The sequence below is a fragment of the Pseudoalteromonas sp. SG43-4 genome (assembly GCF_014164325.1).
Taxonomy (GTDB): domain Bacteria; phylum Pseudomonadota; class Gammaproteobacteria; order Enterobacterales; family Alteromonadaceae; genus Pseudoalteromonas; species Pseudoalteromonas distincta.
Window position 1 is genome coordinate 61,306 of sequence record NZ_JACJFB010000012.1, and the last position, 13,938, is coordinate 75,243.

The window sequence follows — 13,938 nt, forward strand, 5'->3', positions numbered from 1 at the left end:
TAGGTTAATAAATGAAAATTGAAAGAGCATATAAGCCTAATTTAAAACAAGTGTCTGTAGATGAATGGTTAGAACCTCTACAGAAAAGAAGAAAAAAGATTTCAGAAAATCTGATTAAGAAAAAAGGTAACTTAATAAGGTTCTCTGAGCTTTATATTAATATATCCAGCTGGCTTACTTGGGAAGTTCAAACTCCCGAGATAGAAAAAGAGTCAGCAACAGGGCTACGTTATGCGTCTAAGATGTACGCAGCGTTCCTCAAACTTGCAGAGCAGCCAGAGCAAGAGCAAACCTTTAAAATATATAATTTACCTGAAGTAACGTGGAATGGTAAAGGTATGTTAGAAGCTGGTTATGCAGCTCCATCAGAATGGATTGATGCCTATTTTTTAGCGGTGATTACTCGCGATACTAAAAGTATGGATAGCTTGGCAAATTTTCCTATAGAAACTATGAAACAAAGTGCTACACAAGCTGATCCTGTTTTATACAGTGTGGTTGAAGTATTTCAAGCTTACCATAATCGTCTCCCTGATTTTCCTATGTTGTTAAATAATACAATGGAAGAGTTACTTTCAGATGGAGATGACTGGTCAATATATATAGGTATGGGATATTTAGAAACTTTTGGTGCATTAATGCCAGCAACTTTTGATATTGGTTGTAATTTTAATGAAGCACTGGCTAAAAACCTGCAAGCGCAAGAACGCTACCACATTAATGAGGCGGGTCCAGATCATGCCCCTGTAGATTCATTCTTGCCCCTACAATTGTTAGGTATGGCATGCATGTGGCACGATATGGGTAATGAGGTAACGGTTGAAAGTGATTCACTTCCTCGTTTTTTAATTAATGGAACTTATTTTAAATAATTAGAAATATAGGTAAGGAGGCTCAAACCACTATGTTTGGTTTAATAAAAAAATATGACGTACACATGTGCTCTGAAGTGAAAGGGATTATTACTTTAAACGGCAACCCTGTTGAAGGTGTTTTAATTAATCGCAGCCTCAAATTTGCACATAAAATTGAAAAAGAAGATCAGGTTATTACAGCTTCCGATGGCACGTTTAATATGCCAGAAGTTGTTGTTGAGTCAAAAATACCCGGTGATATGTTCTCCCATGAAGTTACTTATCAACTTATTACTGCAATTCATGGCGGTGAAGAATATGAGCTTTGGAGCTCAAAGCTCAATGGCATAAAAGAGCGAAGTGAATATAAATACAAGTTAAGTAGCTTAAATGCTGACTTAGAATCTACAGAAGTAAACTTTACTTTTCCTAATTATGATAATCCAAATTTGGAATTTGATGCTTCTAGTATATGTAGATGGGAACATGATTTTGAAATATATGAGATAGAAGATAGCGAAGATTATTTTAAAGATTTTAGATAAAAGGGAATTTATATGAATATTTTATCACCTAGTGTTGCATCACAATTAGCTGAATTTGCATACGATAGTATTGGCGTTGTGTCTGATCGCTCCTCAAATATAGAGCCAGGTAGAGTCATAAGTAAACATTTTGTTTTTGATGCAAAAAAGTCTGCTTTTACTGGTGTATCAGGTACTGTAGCTGAGCATGTTTTAAATCATTCAACAGGTTTTGGCTTTTTTGGTATTGGCTCAAAAGAAGGGGATCACAAAGGGGAAGTTGTTCTTACTTTTCGTGGAACTGCTGGTATTGCTGATACCTTAACAGATCTGCACTGTGGTTTAACTGTTGGGCCAAATTATAAAGCTGTTCATGCGGGATTTAATCGAACTTTTGAGTCTATTAAACCACAATTAGCAGCAATATTGAGTAAGGTTGGCGGTCGACCAGTTCACTGCGTTGGGCATAGTCTTGGTGGTGCGTTAGCTACTTTGGCTGCGTGCTGGATAAAAGCAAGATTTAAAGTGCCCGTTAAGTTATATACTTTTGGATCTCCTAGAGTAGGCCATGGGCCTTTTGCGATGCAAAGTGAGACGAGTTTAGATGGAATTTATAGGGCTGTTCATCGCAGCGATCCTGTACCTATGGTACCTGTTTGGCCGTTTGTACATGGAGGGAGCGAATATAGGCTAAGTACGTGTGTTTCACTAACGGGTGCAGCTCATAAAATGGCAGGCGATTCACCTGGATATATTAATACTGCTTCTCGTTACCCTGATTATAAGAGTATGCAAAAGGGGTCTTTATCTAATCTAACCATGACACGCCTAAAATATAGTAATAGCCATCATGCATCATTTAATGCTCATTGGGCAGAGAAGATAACTAGTGCCTTACTAACACTACTAAGAGAAAGTGGTAAAATAACAAGCATTCTAGCACAAGGTGTAGTCGCAGGAACGCTAACTATCTATGATGCATTAGCTCGCAGCCTGGTTGAAATATCCAAAATGTCCGCAAAGTACGCTGATGATTGCCAAGGTTTACTAGGACACATATTAAACTTTGTCGGTAAGCCTGGAGTGATAGCTGCTGACTTTACATACGCTCAAGCGAAAAAAATATTATATTGGATGCTAGAAAAACTAAGTAGAGTCGTAATTGCTGCGGTTAAGGTTTCACCACATTTGGGTATTGGTTAGTAATTAAATCAAGGCTCAGGTAACTACTGAGCCATTTTTATAAAGCGGGCCACAATTAGTAAATGTAAAATATCTAGTTTAAAAGCCCTTCGAAGTTATTAAACATAAGGAAATACAGTGAATAAAATAAACACGGATGTAAATTATAAAACAATGGCCGGTAATGCGCGCTTAGTGATGCTCGGTGAATCAAGCCATAGCACTGCTGGTTATAAGTATGAAGCAATAAAGGCAATCAAACAGCTAAAAGCTGCTGGTTTTACGCATTTTGCAATCGAAATGCTACCAAGAGCTATGCAAGAGAAAATAGACTTTTATCAGCGCACAGGTAAAGGCTTTGATGTTATACAGCAGTATTTTAATAAGTATTGGACCCATGGCTATTTAACACCTCATGCGTATGGTGAACTTGTTAAGGCTGCGCGCGATATTGGAATGAAAATAGTCGCGCTCGACGTGTTAGTTGAAACAATGGATATAATGGATAGTGTATGCTCTTCACAGAAGGGTATAGGAGGCGATTGCTTTGATACTCATACTTATAGAAACGCACTTTGGGCAGTTAATTTAGCTACTATATTAAACCGTTCAAGTCAGAATAGAGTTGTTGCTTTTATGCATCGTTTTCATGCTGTACTAAATGCAGCAGACCAGCCTGGTGTAGATGTATTTCTTAAAGATCACAATATTTTCAATGTACGCTTTATCGACTTTATTGGAGGGTTAAGTTGCATAAGTGATAGACGTTGCTCAGGTGACTCGAATCAGGATAACCCCCTAAAAGAGCTTTATTTTTATCGAGAAGGCTACCCGTACGAATCATCTGTTAAATCTTTTCAAGTGCACATACCTGAAAAGCGTGTGAATAGTGATGGTTCACTACAATGGTAAAAATAATATCAATAATTATCTTTACTTGGTGTTTTGTATTTTCTTCGGTTTTGAGAGCATCACTTTTTCCTAATATAGATATTAACTCCCCAAACCTAACTGTAGAGAAGGCCGCTAAGCAATGCCAAAAAAGCTTAATGCATGCACCTGAACAATTAGAAGCATGGTGTGAAAAAGCATATAGTCTTGGTGATTGGGAGGCTTTATATTACATAGGCGTACACACCGGAGATGGTACTCGTTATTTGGAGGAACTTAATTCTCGTATTGCAAATAACGAGTATAGTGCTTTAAAAAAACTTGCTTGGATATACCGAAGTGGCCACTTCGTAAAAAAGGATTTAAGAGAATCTGCACGATTATATGAATTGTATTTACTGCATGATAATGAAATAAACTTTCAAACTGTTTCGGCACATTTTGAACTATCAACTATTTACCAAAGACTTGGTATGTGGAATAAAGTGATTACCCATACTGATTACGTTATAAATTATGCAAACAGAGCTGATTGGGAGCATCGCGCTAAATATATACAAAAGCAAGCCAAAGCCTCGTTAGCTGAAAATTAAACTTTAAATGTATTTACCTAGAAATATAAAGGAGCTATGAACGCCTAAGCTAAGGCGCTATAGAAATGATATGGAACAACAAAGCCAACAAACACTAACTAACCTTGTTTACGATATATATGAAGACCCAGCTTTAATAGAAGAGCATCAAGTGCTTATAAACCCTTTGTTGAGCGATTTAGTTGCCACAGCGCCAGCTGGGTTTGAGGGTATGGCGACGATGATTAATACCCATATTTCTAATGGGTTTAAATTCAAAAACCCTAAAATACAAAAATTTGAACTTGAGTCGGGGCTTTTAAAACTTAAAACATATTTTCAAAAAATAAACCTATAACCCCCATCATAATTACACACTCAATTTTTAATATTAATGCAGCACTTGTGCTGCATTAATTTTTTCTCATCAAGGATGATCTATGAGCCTTATTACCACGAGTATTTTAATGCTGTTTTTACAGCCTTTATTTGTATATTTAGCTCTTTTTAAAGAGTCAGATCGGAGTACTCCAAGCCGTTCATTAGATAACGAAGATGCTATGTATCTTTTTATAGCACCAGGGTTAGCTGTATTTTATTCTGATAACTTTTGGCAGGCGTTACTTTATTTAGGAAGTGTATGCCTGTTAGGTTTAATGCTTGCCATTATTGTAAAAAGCAAAGCTAAAAAGCGATTAACAAGGGATGACGCTATCGGGTTTACTATTGCCAGTTTTTTATTTTTTGGGATTATAAAATTAATTATTGGTGGGTTAGGATATTTTTTTAGCGAAAATGCCGCGAATGCTTCAGCGCCTGTCATAGGTGAACAAACTTATTCATCAACTACAGGTGAGCTTTTAAACTGGGGCTATTTGTATTATCAGTTTTGGCCAACGCTATACTTTTTACTCTTTATGTTAGCAACATTAGTTATAAAAATGATTGAGAGCCGGTTTAATAAACATTCATTTTCAGGCTCGCTCTTAATATTGGGCGCAGTTTTGGCAGGTGTATCACCGTTATTTGGGGATGCTTTTATTTTAGGCGTTATCGCTAACTTTTTTATATTTTTTGTTGTGTGCACGGCATGTATAGAAATTGATAAAAGGAGCGATCCTTCCGCTGGTGCTATTAGTTTTATATATGGTTTTTTGCTTGTGGGCGGTATCGCGTTTAGTAGTATTGGTAAATTAATATATACGCTATTTTATAATTAAATTAGGATTGTTTTTTGATTAAAAAACATGCAGTATAATTGTACCTAATTAGTATGTTCCCCTACTTTTTTTTAATATAAATATGGTTGGTGTAATTAATTGGCCATAAACATTAAGTAGCTTATAGCTAGGTCTTGGGAGAGTGTTTGCTTTGTTTTTATCGCGTTTAAAAATTTTTGTGTTGGTAATAGTCTCTATTGCCGTTGTTTTTTTTACTACATCACAGGCTTGTGCGGATATGTTTGGCTTTTTTAATAAACAAGAATTTTATTTATCGGCTCCAGTAAAGGGGCAGTTATTAGATAATGGGCAGCCAGTTGCAAACACTAAAGTAATGCGCTCACTCACCTATGGCGATGAATACGTTGACGAAACCACAACAGACGAACACGGTTATTTTATTTTTACAGAAAAAACAATAAAGACAGGTAAGCCCTCTAATATGTTTGATAACGACTCGTTGGTTCAGCATATTTATTTAGAAAACGGCACGCCAGAAGGAATTGTTTTATGGTACACGCTTGTTTCAATTCATGAAAAAAGTGACACACTTAAAGAGCTTCTTGCACACTTGAAGTGTGATATTTCTAAAGAGCCGCAAACATACGATATTCCAATTAAAGAAGATACAAGCCACACTTTTGCGATATACACATCATGTAAACTTTAACTATTTATTTAAAGGGAACTTATATGAATACTTTGACACCCACTCAAGCCGTACAATTAGCAAACCTTGCTTATAAAGCAAAAAGTATTAAAACCACTAATTTACTCAATCGCACACTTCATGCCTCTTTGCGCGACAATTTTAATTTTTCAGTTAATCCAGGTGCAGTACAAGGGGTAACGGGCAGCTTTTTTTCTCATTTATTTAATTTAAGCACGGGCTTTGCTTTAGTAGGGCATGGGCTTGGCGCGTATGAGGGCGATTCGGTTATAACTATTCGGGGAACTAACTCGCTAAGAGATGGATTAACCGATGGGCACTTTGGTGTGAGTGGTGGGTCAAATGGCAGTATGGTGCATGCTGGTTTTAATAAGACCTTTTATAGTATGAAGCCTGCGCTGCAAGAGTTTATAGCAGCGAATATTCAAGATAAAGTGACTGGTTGCGTTCATTTAGTTGGCCATAGCTTGGGTGGTGCGTTAGCGACGCTTTCTGCTGATTGGATCAAAGCTGAGTATTCACTTCCTGTAAAATTATATACGTTTGGTTCGCCACGTGTTGGGCTTGAAAACTTCTCTCGCGCAGCAACATCAAGAATCGATAAAATTTATCGCTGTACACATGGGGCTGACCCAGTGGCTAAAGTGCCTTTATGGCCTTTTTCGCATGCTCCGCACAATGGCCAAGAAATACGTTTAGATAGTGGACAAGGTTTAAAAGGTGCTGCTCATACTCTTGCTGGTACGCCTGGCTACTTAAACACTGCCAATAGCAATAATTGGAACAACTTAACTATACAAGCTAATCACTTTTTAAACATGCCTGTGCGTTTAAAATTTGAAGACAGAAATCAAGCATCATTTACCTCACATTGGGCAGATAAACTTGGTGCTGCATTAATTACCCTTTTAAAAGATGCAGGCTATTACAGCGCAGTTGCTGCCCAAGCAGCCATTGGAACCGGTCTCACTTTTTACGATATGTTGGCGCGAACGCTTGATAAAATAGCTAAAGCGTCAGCCTCGTTTGCAACACAAACCTTAGGTTTACTAGGGCATATGTTAGTGTTTGCTGGCAAAGTAATTAGTAAAGCGGTGGAGCTTACATATAGCTTTATAAAATCGGTATTCGATTCAACCCTAGGTGCTTTATACCGAGCGGCGAGAGAGGGGCTAAGTGGCTTAGATTAATTCTAATCTAGCCCTCAATCTCGCTCTAACAAAATAGCACCACTTTGGTTTTCGCCTAAGTGGTCGTTTTTGTTATAAATAGGGCATTTACTCATAGATAAGCACCCACAGCCAATACATCCATCAACGCGATCGCGCAAACGCTGCATATATGCTATTCGCTCGTCCAGCTGTGCTTGCCATTGCTTTGAAAGGGCTGCCCAGTCTTTTTGCGTAGGTGTGCGCTGATCAGGTAATGTTGCCAGTGTTTGTTTAATTTCATCAAGGGTTATTCCCATTGCTTGTGCGGCTTTTATTACCGCTATACGGCGCAGTACATCTTTTTTATAGCGGCGTTGATTGCCGCCATTTCGCCAGCTACGTATTAGTCCTTTGGTTTCATAAAAATGCAGGGTTGATACTTTTACGCCGCTACGCTTTGCTACATAACCCACGGTTAGGTTGGCCTCAGTTAGTTTTTTTTGATCTATTGGCATTATTTTTAATTTCCGATTGACCTCAATATAACTTGAGGTTTTAAGCTTCTTTCAACATTAAAAAAGGAGCTAACTAAATGCAACAAAAACTTGAGCGTAGCACTGTTATTATTTATTCAAGCGCACGCAAAAATGGTAATACACAGGCGCACGTTAATGGATTTGCAGAGCAAAATGCTGTGCGTGTAATTTGCCTGGATGATTATAAAATTGCGCCATACTGCTATAACAAAAACTATAAAAATGATGATTTTTACGCTGTGTTTGAATCGCTTTTAAAGTATGACCATTGGGTGTTTGCCTCGCCCGTTTATTGGTATAGCACCACGGTACAAATGAAATTATTTATCGATAGAATAACCGACTATATGGACGATGAAGTATTAAAACCTAAGCTTCGTAATTTACGCAGTAAGCATTTTTCAGTGCTTTCTAATGCGTCATCAAGTGAAGCCCCCGCCTGTTTTGTAGAGCAGTTTAAAAATACGTTTAGTTATTTAGGTATGCAGTTTATTAACCACAGCCATAAAAGTACCCAAAAGGTTGCTTAAATTGCAGCCTTTTTTGGTTGTCTCTGGTAGTTTAGTAATAATCTTAAAAAACACAGGATTGTTTTATGAAATATTTACTATTGTTAGTGCTGCTTTTTAGCCCTTTAATATATGCAACAGAGCAACCAATTAAGGGGTATGGTAATTATTACAATGTCCCCGAGCATGATGAAATTAATGACGCTACGGTATTTAAAATAGCATTTGATGTTGCTGATGGCGCTAAAGAAGGCGCGCAAAATAATTCAATAAATTCGCTAGCGCGTTTTATTAACATGCATGTGGCGCATGGCGTAAAGCCTGAAAATATACAACTTGCATTAGTTGTGCACGGTAGCGCAAGTGTTGATGTGTTAGCTAATAGCGAATATAAAAAACGCTTTAACGCTGACAATAAAAACCAAGCGTTAATTGATCAGCTACTAGCAAACAACACTAAAGTGTATGTTTGCGGGCAATCTGCTACTCACTTTAAAGTAACGCCAGCGCTTTTAATTGAGGGTGTAAAAATGTCGCTTTCGGCTATGACCGCTCACGCACAACTTCAACAACAAGGCTATACGCTCAATCCATTTTAATGACTCAAATAATAAAAAATATTCTCTGCTTTGGGGATTCAAATACATGGGGCTTAAACCCTGTAACGGGTAAACGTTTTGATGAAAATACCCGTTGGACATCACTTTTAAATAAAAACTTAGGGTGTGGTTTTAACGTAATAGAGGCAGGGCAACCTAATCGCACGTTAGTGCATAATCCCCCGTTTGACGGTGTGCTTAATGCTGTTAGCTATTTAAAACCTTATTTGGATAAGCATGATCTCGACTTTATTATTATAGCTCTTGGTACAAACGATCTTAAAAAACGTTTTAATTTAACACCTACTTTAATAGCAGATGGCTTGAATGATTTAATTAACTCAATACACATTTATTATCAGCAAGGTAGTACTTTAAAATCTCCTAAAATTATTATTGCTAGCCCACCTAAAATAAGAATTACCGAGCAGTATTCACGTATTTATGAAGAGGCTGATACAAAAGTAACAAAGCTCTCTAGTGCATTTAAAAGTGTTGCAGCTAATAATAAGTGCGCTTTTATTGATTTTAACTCGTTCATTAACATAACAGATGGTGATGGGATTCATTTTGATGATATCCAACATTTGGCAATAGGCTTTAAAATAGCGCAATTGGTTCAAAACTCACTCAATAATTGTTAAATCTATCTGTGTGAATTTAATGCGACTTATGCAATCATCTAATAAAGTAGTGATATAAATTAACAACTTCGAGATGCTATGAAAAAGTACCAACAAAAATCTATTATAGCCGTTCTAACCGGAGTGTTAGTTTTTATAACTGGCTGTATAATTTTACTCAATTTTGCAGCGCAGCAATTAACAGCACAAACAAAGTCAGATGCTGAGTATATTCTCACTCATGTAGAAGGTGCAATTGCAGAGCGGCGTCGAATACTTACCCCATTAAATAAGCTTGCGTTTAAACAGTGTGACAACACAACTCTTCTTGAGATGCGCCGAGCTTTATTTGACGCAAAATATGTAATTGATATAGGTTTTTTTAAAGATAATCAGCTAGTTTGTACTACGGGTGCAGGCTTATTAAGTAAACCAATTAACGACAAACAGCCTGACTTTATTCGAGATGATGAACAGGTGAGGGTCCGTTTTGAGCCAGAGCTTTATCTATTATTATTTAGTGAGCGCCCTATGGAGGTAATTATAGTCAGACAAGGGGACTATAATTTAATTATGCAGAGTACTCCCTTTACCAACATTGGCATTACTGTGCCAGATTGGGAAGTTGTTTATAAAACACCAAATACTTTGCATCATTTAGCAGGTAAAGAGGATCTCTACCTTCAAGTAAAAAACAATGTTTTCTTTCCTTACGAAACTAATTTAGTTTGCAGTTCTGCAAGTAGCCAATATTGTGTGGTAGTGCACTTACCTTGGAGTCTGTTTTTTTCTAATAACCACTTATTACTAATAATTTCGTTAATTTTAACCTGTTTAGCGGGAATATCGAGTGCGTTAATAGTTGATGCAAGAATTGCTGCACGTCGCTCTATTAATCAGCGTATTCGTAAAGGACTCAAAAAGGGAGCATTTTATTGGACTTACCAGCCTATTATTTGTTTGCAAAGTGGCAAGCTGATTGGTTGCGAGGTACTTGCACGTTTTGAAGATAAGTACGGTGTTTTATTTCCAGATGAGTTTATTCCGGTTATTAGAAAAAACAATTTAACCTGGACTTTTACTGAGGCCATGATTGCCACTACAATCAAAGAGCTAACCTCTATAGAGGTATTGCCTGAAGGCTTCAAAGTGTCGCTTAATATATTTCCGTGTGATGTAGAGCTGGGTAACGTGTCGTTGCTGCCACAAATTACAGAGCTTACCAATTCACGCTTTATTATTTGTTTAGAGATAACTGAAGACGAATACCTTGATACAAGCATCGCGCATGCTCATTTTAGAACCTTGGTTGAATCGGGATTTAACTTATCATTAGATGACTTTGGTACGGGTTATTCGAATTTAAGAAATTTACAAAATTTGAGCTTTCATCAACTTAAAATTGATCGTACGTTTGTTCAAGATATAACAACTGAGGGCTTAAAAGCCTCTATGATCCCGAATATTATGGAACTTGTGCATAAGTTTAATTATACCTGTGTAGCAGAAGGAATTGAAACGACTGAGCAAGAAGCCATTTTAAAAACAGCGGGTGTGCATTACGGACAAGGCTGGAAGTACGGTAAGCCCATGACTGCGTCTAAATTTAAAAATTATATAACTAGTCAGCATTTTTAGATCTCAGCTGCCATACTAAACGTATCGGTATGAAATTTATAAATATTAGGTTTATTATGATCAAATTAACATTAAGTGCTTTTGCACTTTTACTACTTAGCGCATGTACAACACAGTACCCAAACCAGCAATTAACAGGTAAGCAGTTCCCAAGCATTAGTGGTGAAAGCTTAGAGCAAACTATGGTGACTATACCTAGTGATTTTAAAGCAGATAAAACACTACTGCTCATTGGGTACAAGCAAGACAGCCAGTTTGATATAGACCGTTGGTTAATTGGTTTAGATATGGCGGGCGTAACGCTCCCTACATACGAACTACCAACCATTGCCGGCATGGCACCACGTATGTTTAGCACATTTATAGACAGCGGTATGCGCAAAGGCATCCCTAAAGAATTATGGGGTGGGGTAATCACTATTTATAAAGATGGCGAGACAGTTCAAAAGTTTACAGGTAATCAAAGCCCAAATAACTCTCGTGTGGTACTTATAAATAGCAGCGGCGAAATTTTATATTTTTATGATCGAGGTTTTTCGGTTGATGCGCTGAATAAATTAAAAGCGAGTATTGAGTAATTCACTTTAGCCTTTAAATTCATTTGTTTAGGTTAATTAAAGTGAAAGGGAGCGAATGCTCCCTTTATATTGTATTTTATTTAAAACGCGTAACTTACACTAAAGCGCGTTGTACGAGGCATAATGTAACGACCATTTGGTGCATCAGCATTACGTGGATCACCTTCTGTAATGCCTTGCTCATCCGTTAAGTTATCTATTGCTACTTGAAGCTTGATGCCTTCCATTGGTTCTAATATTAAACCTAAATCAACTTTTTCGTAGCCATCGAGTGTTACAGTGTTTTCGTTATTGCCAAAGCGATCATCAACCGCTGAAAGCGTACCGTATAAAGTTGCATACATACCTTGTAGCTCAAAATCGTAACTTGGCGTTATACGTACTTGCCATTTTGGTTGGCGCTGCGACTGGTTACCATCGTTTGTTGGGCTCTCTGTAATTTCAGCATCTTGTAATGTCGTATTTAAATTAACAGAAAAACCAGAATCATGATTAAAGTTGTAATCAAGCTCTATACCGTATGCTTCGTTTGTTAAAATTTCTGCTGGTACGCCAGGTCTTCTTACAAATGTGTCGCCTTTAACTTCATTTACAAATACGGTTGCATAAAAGTCGGTTGATTCAGTAATTAATTTATAACCTAGTTCACCTTGGGTAATTTCTTTAATAAGCTTTTCGCCGCCTTCGTAAGCATCAAAGTTATCTCTAAAGTCATCAAAGTAAGGCATTTTATAACCACGGTTAACACGGGCAAACACACCCATATCATCATTAATTGAATAGTTTAACCCTGTAGTCCACGATGTTTTACTTTCATCATAGCTAACGGTTTTAGTAATAATACCGTCAAGGCCCTCATCTACACTGTATTCTACTTCGTGGTTTTCTTGACGTACGCCAACATCAAGTGTAAACGCATCAGCAAATTTGTATTCACCAGTAACATAAAACGCGTTAGTGCGCGCATCACCTGTTGAGCTTATGTCGTAGTTAAAATCACAACCATCGGTGTTTTGATTACATTCAATACCGGTTAATGCTTCGCCACCTGATTCAAGTACATGGTATGCAGTGTTACCTAAGCTCCACCAATCTTTTGCTGAAGTACTTGCAGTGTAATATCCAAAGGTTGTTGATAGGTCGCCAAATTTCTTCGAAAAAGCTAAATCATTAGTAAATGAGCTGATTTCTTTAAGTACTACCCATCGACCAAGTTGTTGGACTGGGGTATCGCTTGCGTATTCAGTGTTTGTAACTGCTCCAAATGCAGTTTGGCCGTTATCAGCAACTGCTCCAACCGTTGTTGCTGAGCCACTAGGTACTAAACCGTAGGTATTTGCATCGCCTTTAGTAATGTTAAAGCGATCTGAAAAATGCCAATCACCTTTTAGCTCTAGCTTAATACTACCGCCCGAAACATGGCCGTCCCACCCTCGGCCATCACCTAGGTCAATATCAAGTGCTTGCGCATCGGGGCCTGTAAATATTGTTGCTTGACGATTTAGCGTACCAAGTTGCGTATATTCTGCGTCAATACCATCAACATTAAGGGGTGTTGGTAAGTACCATGCACCGTGATCGTCTGTTTGGCGGGTATAAAAGTTAAGCTCGCCGTTGTCTAAATCTTTAGTAATGTTGATTGTAAATTGGCTACCTTTTTCAGAAGTAAAGCCCGCATCACGAATACCCGGTGAGCTTTTTACGTAACCGCCAACCATAAAGTATAAATCGTCAGTAATTTCACCACTCATCACAGCGTCAACTCGCTGTAAGTCGTAATCAGAAGTTGTGTATTTAAATAAGCCTTCTGTTTCTTCGCCACCACGTTTTAATCTAAAATTGGTTGTTAATCCTGGTTGTCCGTTAGATAAAACAGGATTAGGTCCACCACGCAGGGCTTCTACTGTCTCAATGGTTTCATCAACACGAAACATTGATGAGTTTTCTAAAAATGACAATGTTGAAGCAGGATAAATAGGTGAGCCTTCAATACTGAGTGTTAAAAATGGGGCATCACCACCACCAGGAAAACCACGAACAAATACATTAGCGCCCGATTCACCACCTGAGCTTTCTACCCAAACACCAGGTATTGCTTTAAACAAGTCAGCGGTGCTTTTTGGAGACAGTTTAATAATTTGTTCACTATCGATATTAGTTACCGCATAGCTGGCATCAATTTTTCTAACTCCAACACCCGTAGGTGTTCCCGATACCACAATGCGCTCAACTTTCTGTTTTTCTTGTGTTTGCTCTGCTGCAAATGCGCATTGAGTGCTAAGCGCTAAAGTAATTGCACACGCTAATGTACTTTTTGCTTTATTGATTTTCATGTGTGTGATCCCGTTTTTAGTGTATTAAACAGTGTATTTCAGCAGCCTTTTTACTAAA

At 37.7% G+C, this 13,938-nt stretch carries 16 protein-coding genes; 14 read left to right on the forward strand and 2 right to left on the reverse strand.

All coding sequences use genetic code 11. From position 1 onward, the window contains the following. The first annotated feature begins 11 nt into the window (after positions 1-11). The 9 genes from H5160_RS12825 to H5160_RS12865 all read left to right on the forward strand — a co-directional run bounded on the left by H5160_RS12825 (position 12) and on the right by H5160_RS12865 (position 7,103). The gene (locus H5160_RS12825; RefSeq protein WP_138586959.1) at positions 12-872 is read left to right on the forward strand and encodes an immunity 49 family protein; all 861 of its coding nucleotides are present in this window, start codon (positions 12-14) and stop codon (positions 870-872) included. A 32-nt stretch (positions 873-904) separates the two neighbouring features. Then, positions 905-1,399 carry a DUF6795 domain-containing protein gene (locus H5160_RS12830; RefSeq protein ID WP_024595613.1) on the forward strand — a complete coding sequence of 165 codons (495 nt, stop codon included), beginning with the start codon at positions 905-907 and terminating at the stop codon, positions 1,397-1,399. Between the two features lie 12 nt (positions 1,400-1,411). Then, the gene (locus H5160_RS12835; protein ID WP_024595612.1) at positions 1,412-2,581 is read left to right on the forward strand and encodes an alpha/beta fold hydrolase; all 1,170 of its coding nucleotides are present in this window, start codon (positions 1,412-1,414) and stop codon (positions 2,579-2,581) included. A 117-nt stretch (positions 2,582-2,698) separates the two neighbouring features. Further along, positions 2,699-3,472, forward strand: coding sequence for a ChaN family lipoprotein (locus H5160_RS12840; protein ID WP_182724118.1), 774 nt, complete (start codon positions 2,699-2,701; stop codon positions 3,470-3,472). Then, positions 3,466-4,044, forward strand: coding sequence for a hypothetical protein (locus H5160_RS12845; RefSeq protein ID WP_259399342.1), 579 nt, complete (start codon positions 3,466-3,468; stop codon positions 4,042-4,044). Before H5160_RS12840 ends, H5160_RS12845 begins: the two co-directional genes overlap by 7 nt. Positions 4,045-4,114: 70 nt before the next feature. Further along, on the forward strand, positions 4,115-4,381 hold the full coding sequence (locus H5160_RS12850) for a hypothetical protein (RefSeq protein ID WP_076924322.1): 267 nt from the start codon (positions 4,115-4,117) through the stop codon (positions 4,379-4,381). 82 nt (positions 4,382-4,463) lie between these two features. Beyond that, the gene (locus tag H5160_RS12855; protein WP_182737683.1) at positions 4,464-5,243 is read left to right on the forward strand and encodes a hypothetical protein; all 780 of its coding nucleotides are present in this window, start codon (positions 4,464-4,466) and stop codon (positions 5,241-5,243) included. A 238-nt stretch (positions 5,244-5,481) separates the two neighbouring features. Beyond that, the gene (locus H5160_RS12860) at positions 5,482-5,913 is read left to right on the forward strand and encodes a transthyretin-like family protein (RefSeq protein ID WP_259417122.1); all 432 of its coding nucleotides are present in this window, start codon (positions 5,482-5,484) and stop codon (positions 5,911-5,913) included. A 23-nt stretch (positions 5,914-5,936) separates the two neighbouring features. Continuing rightward, entirely contained in the window at positions 5,937-7,103 is a 1,167-nt protein-coding gene (locus H5160_RS12865; RefSeq protein WP_064387120.1) for a lipase family protein, read from the forward strand. Between the two features lie 14 nt (positions 7,104-7,117). Here the strand turns inward: H5160_RS12865 and soxR are convergent, their stop codons facing one another. Then, the gene (soxR, locus tag H5160_RS12870) at positions 7,118-7,579 is read right to left on the reverse strand and encodes a redox-sensitive transcriptional activator SoxR (protein WP_024595605.1); all 462 of its coding nucleotides are present in this window, start codon (positions 7,577-7,579) and stop codon (positions 7,118-7,120) included. Between the two features lie 77 nt (positions 7,580-7,656). On the opposite strand from soxR, the gene H5160_RS12875 reads away from it, so the two are divergent. The 5 genes from H5160_RS12875 to H5160_RS12895 all read left to right on the forward strand — a co-directional run bounded on the left by H5160_RS12875 (position 7,657) and on the right by H5160_RS12895 (position 11,547). Further along, positions 7,657-8,130, forward strand: coding sequence for a flavodoxin family protein (locus tag H5160_RS12875; RefSeq protein ID WP_182737685.1), 474 nt, complete (start codon positions 7,657-7,659; stop codon positions 8,128-8,130). Positions 8,131-8,195: 65 nt separating this feature from the next. Then, positions 8,196-8,708, forward strand: coding sequence for a DsrE family protein (locus tag H5160_RS12880; protein ID WP_182737686.1), 513 nt, complete (start codon positions 8,196-8,198; stop codon positions 8,706-8,708). Positions 8,709-8,716: 8 nt separating this feature from the next. Further along, positions 8,717-9,352, forward strand: a complete 636-nt coding sequence (locus tag H5160_RS12885) for an SGNH/GDSL hydrolase family protein (RefSeq protein ID WP_182737737.1) — start codon at positions 8,717-8,719, stop codon at positions 9,350-9,352. A 78-nt stretch (positions 9,353-9,430) separates the two neighbouring features. Beyond that, positions 9,431-10,969, forward strand: coding sequence for an EAL domain-containing protein (locus tag H5160_RS12890; RefSeq protein ID WP_182737687.1), 1,539 nt, complete (start codon positions 9,431-9,433; stop codon positions 10,967-10,969). Between the two features lie 56 nt (positions 10,970-11,025). Further along, positions 11,026-11,547 carry a hypothetical protein gene (locus H5160_RS12895; RefSeq protein WP_182737688.1) on the forward strand — a complete coding sequence of 174 codons (522 nt, stop codon included), beginning with the start codon at positions 11,026-11,028 and terminating at the stop codon, positions 11,545-11,547. Between the two features lie 80 nt (positions 11,548-11,627). Here the strand turns inward: H5160_RS12895 and H5160_RS12900 are convergent, their stop codons facing one another. Next, positions 11,628-13,880 carry a TonB-dependent receptor gene (locus H5160_RS12900; protein ID WP_182737689.1) on the reverse strand — a complete coding sequence of 751 codons (2,253 nt, stop codon included), beginning with the start codon at positions 13,878-13,880 and terminating at the stop codon, positions 11,628-11,630. Positions 13,881-13,938: the final 58 nt, after the last annotated feature.

Bases quoted from the DNA above. Each gene is read 5' to 3' on its own strand.
- H5160_RS12850 (WP_076924322.1), top strand. From the start codon at position 4,115: ATGGAACAACAAAGCCAACAAACACTAACTAACCTTGTTTACGATATA.
- H5160_RS12880 (WP_182737686.1), top strand. From the start codon at position 8,196: ATGAAATATTTACTATTGTTAGTGCTGCTTTTTAGCCCTTTAATATAT.
- H5160_RS12830 (WP_024595613.1), top strand. From the start codon at position 905: ATGTTTGGTTTAATAAAAAAATATGACGTACACATGTGCTCTGAAGTG.
- H5160_RS12855 (WP_182737683.1), top strand. From the start codon at position 4,464: ATGAGCCTTATTACCACGAGTATTTTAATGCTGTTTTTACAGCCTTTA.
- soxR (WP_024595605.1), bottom strand. From the start codon at position 7,579: ATGCCAATAGATCAAAAAAAACTAACTGAGGCCAACCTAACCGTGGGT.
- H5160_RS12845 (WP_259399342.1), top strand. From the start codon at position 3,466: ATGGTAAAAATAATATCAATAATTATCTTTACTTGGTGTTTTGTATTT.
- H5160_RS12875 (WP_182737685.1), top strand. From the start codon at position 7,657: ATGCAACAAAAACTTGAGCGTAGCACTGTTATTATTTATTCAAGCGCA.
- H5160_RS12900 (WP_182737689.1), bottom strand. From the start codon at position 13,880: ATGAAAATCAATAAAGCAAAAAGTACATTAGCGTGTGCAATTACTTTA.
- H5160_RS12860 (WP_259417122.1), top strand. From the start codon at position 5,482: ATGTTTGGCTTTTTTAATAAACAAGAATTTTATTTATCGGCTCCAGTA.
- H5160_RS12890 (WP_182737687.1), top strand. From the start codon at position 9,431: ATGAAAAAGTACCAACAAAAATCTATTATAGCCGTTCTAACCGGAGTG.
- H5160_RS12865 (WP_064387120.1), top strand. From the start codon at position 5,937: ATGAATACTTTGACACCCACTCAAGCCGTACAATTAGCAAACCTTGCT.
- H5160_RS12835 (WP_024595612.1), top strand. From the start codon at position 1,412: ATGAATATTTTATCACCTAGTGTTGCATCACAATTAGCTGAATTTGCA.
- H5160_RS12895 (WP_182737688.1), top strand. From the start codon at position 11,026: ATGATCAAATTAACATTAAGTGCTTTTGCACTTTTACTACTTAGCGCA.
- H5160_RS12825 (WP_138586959.1), top strand. From the start codon at position 12: ATGAAAATTGAAAGAGCATATAAGCCTAATTTAAAACAAGTGTCTGTA.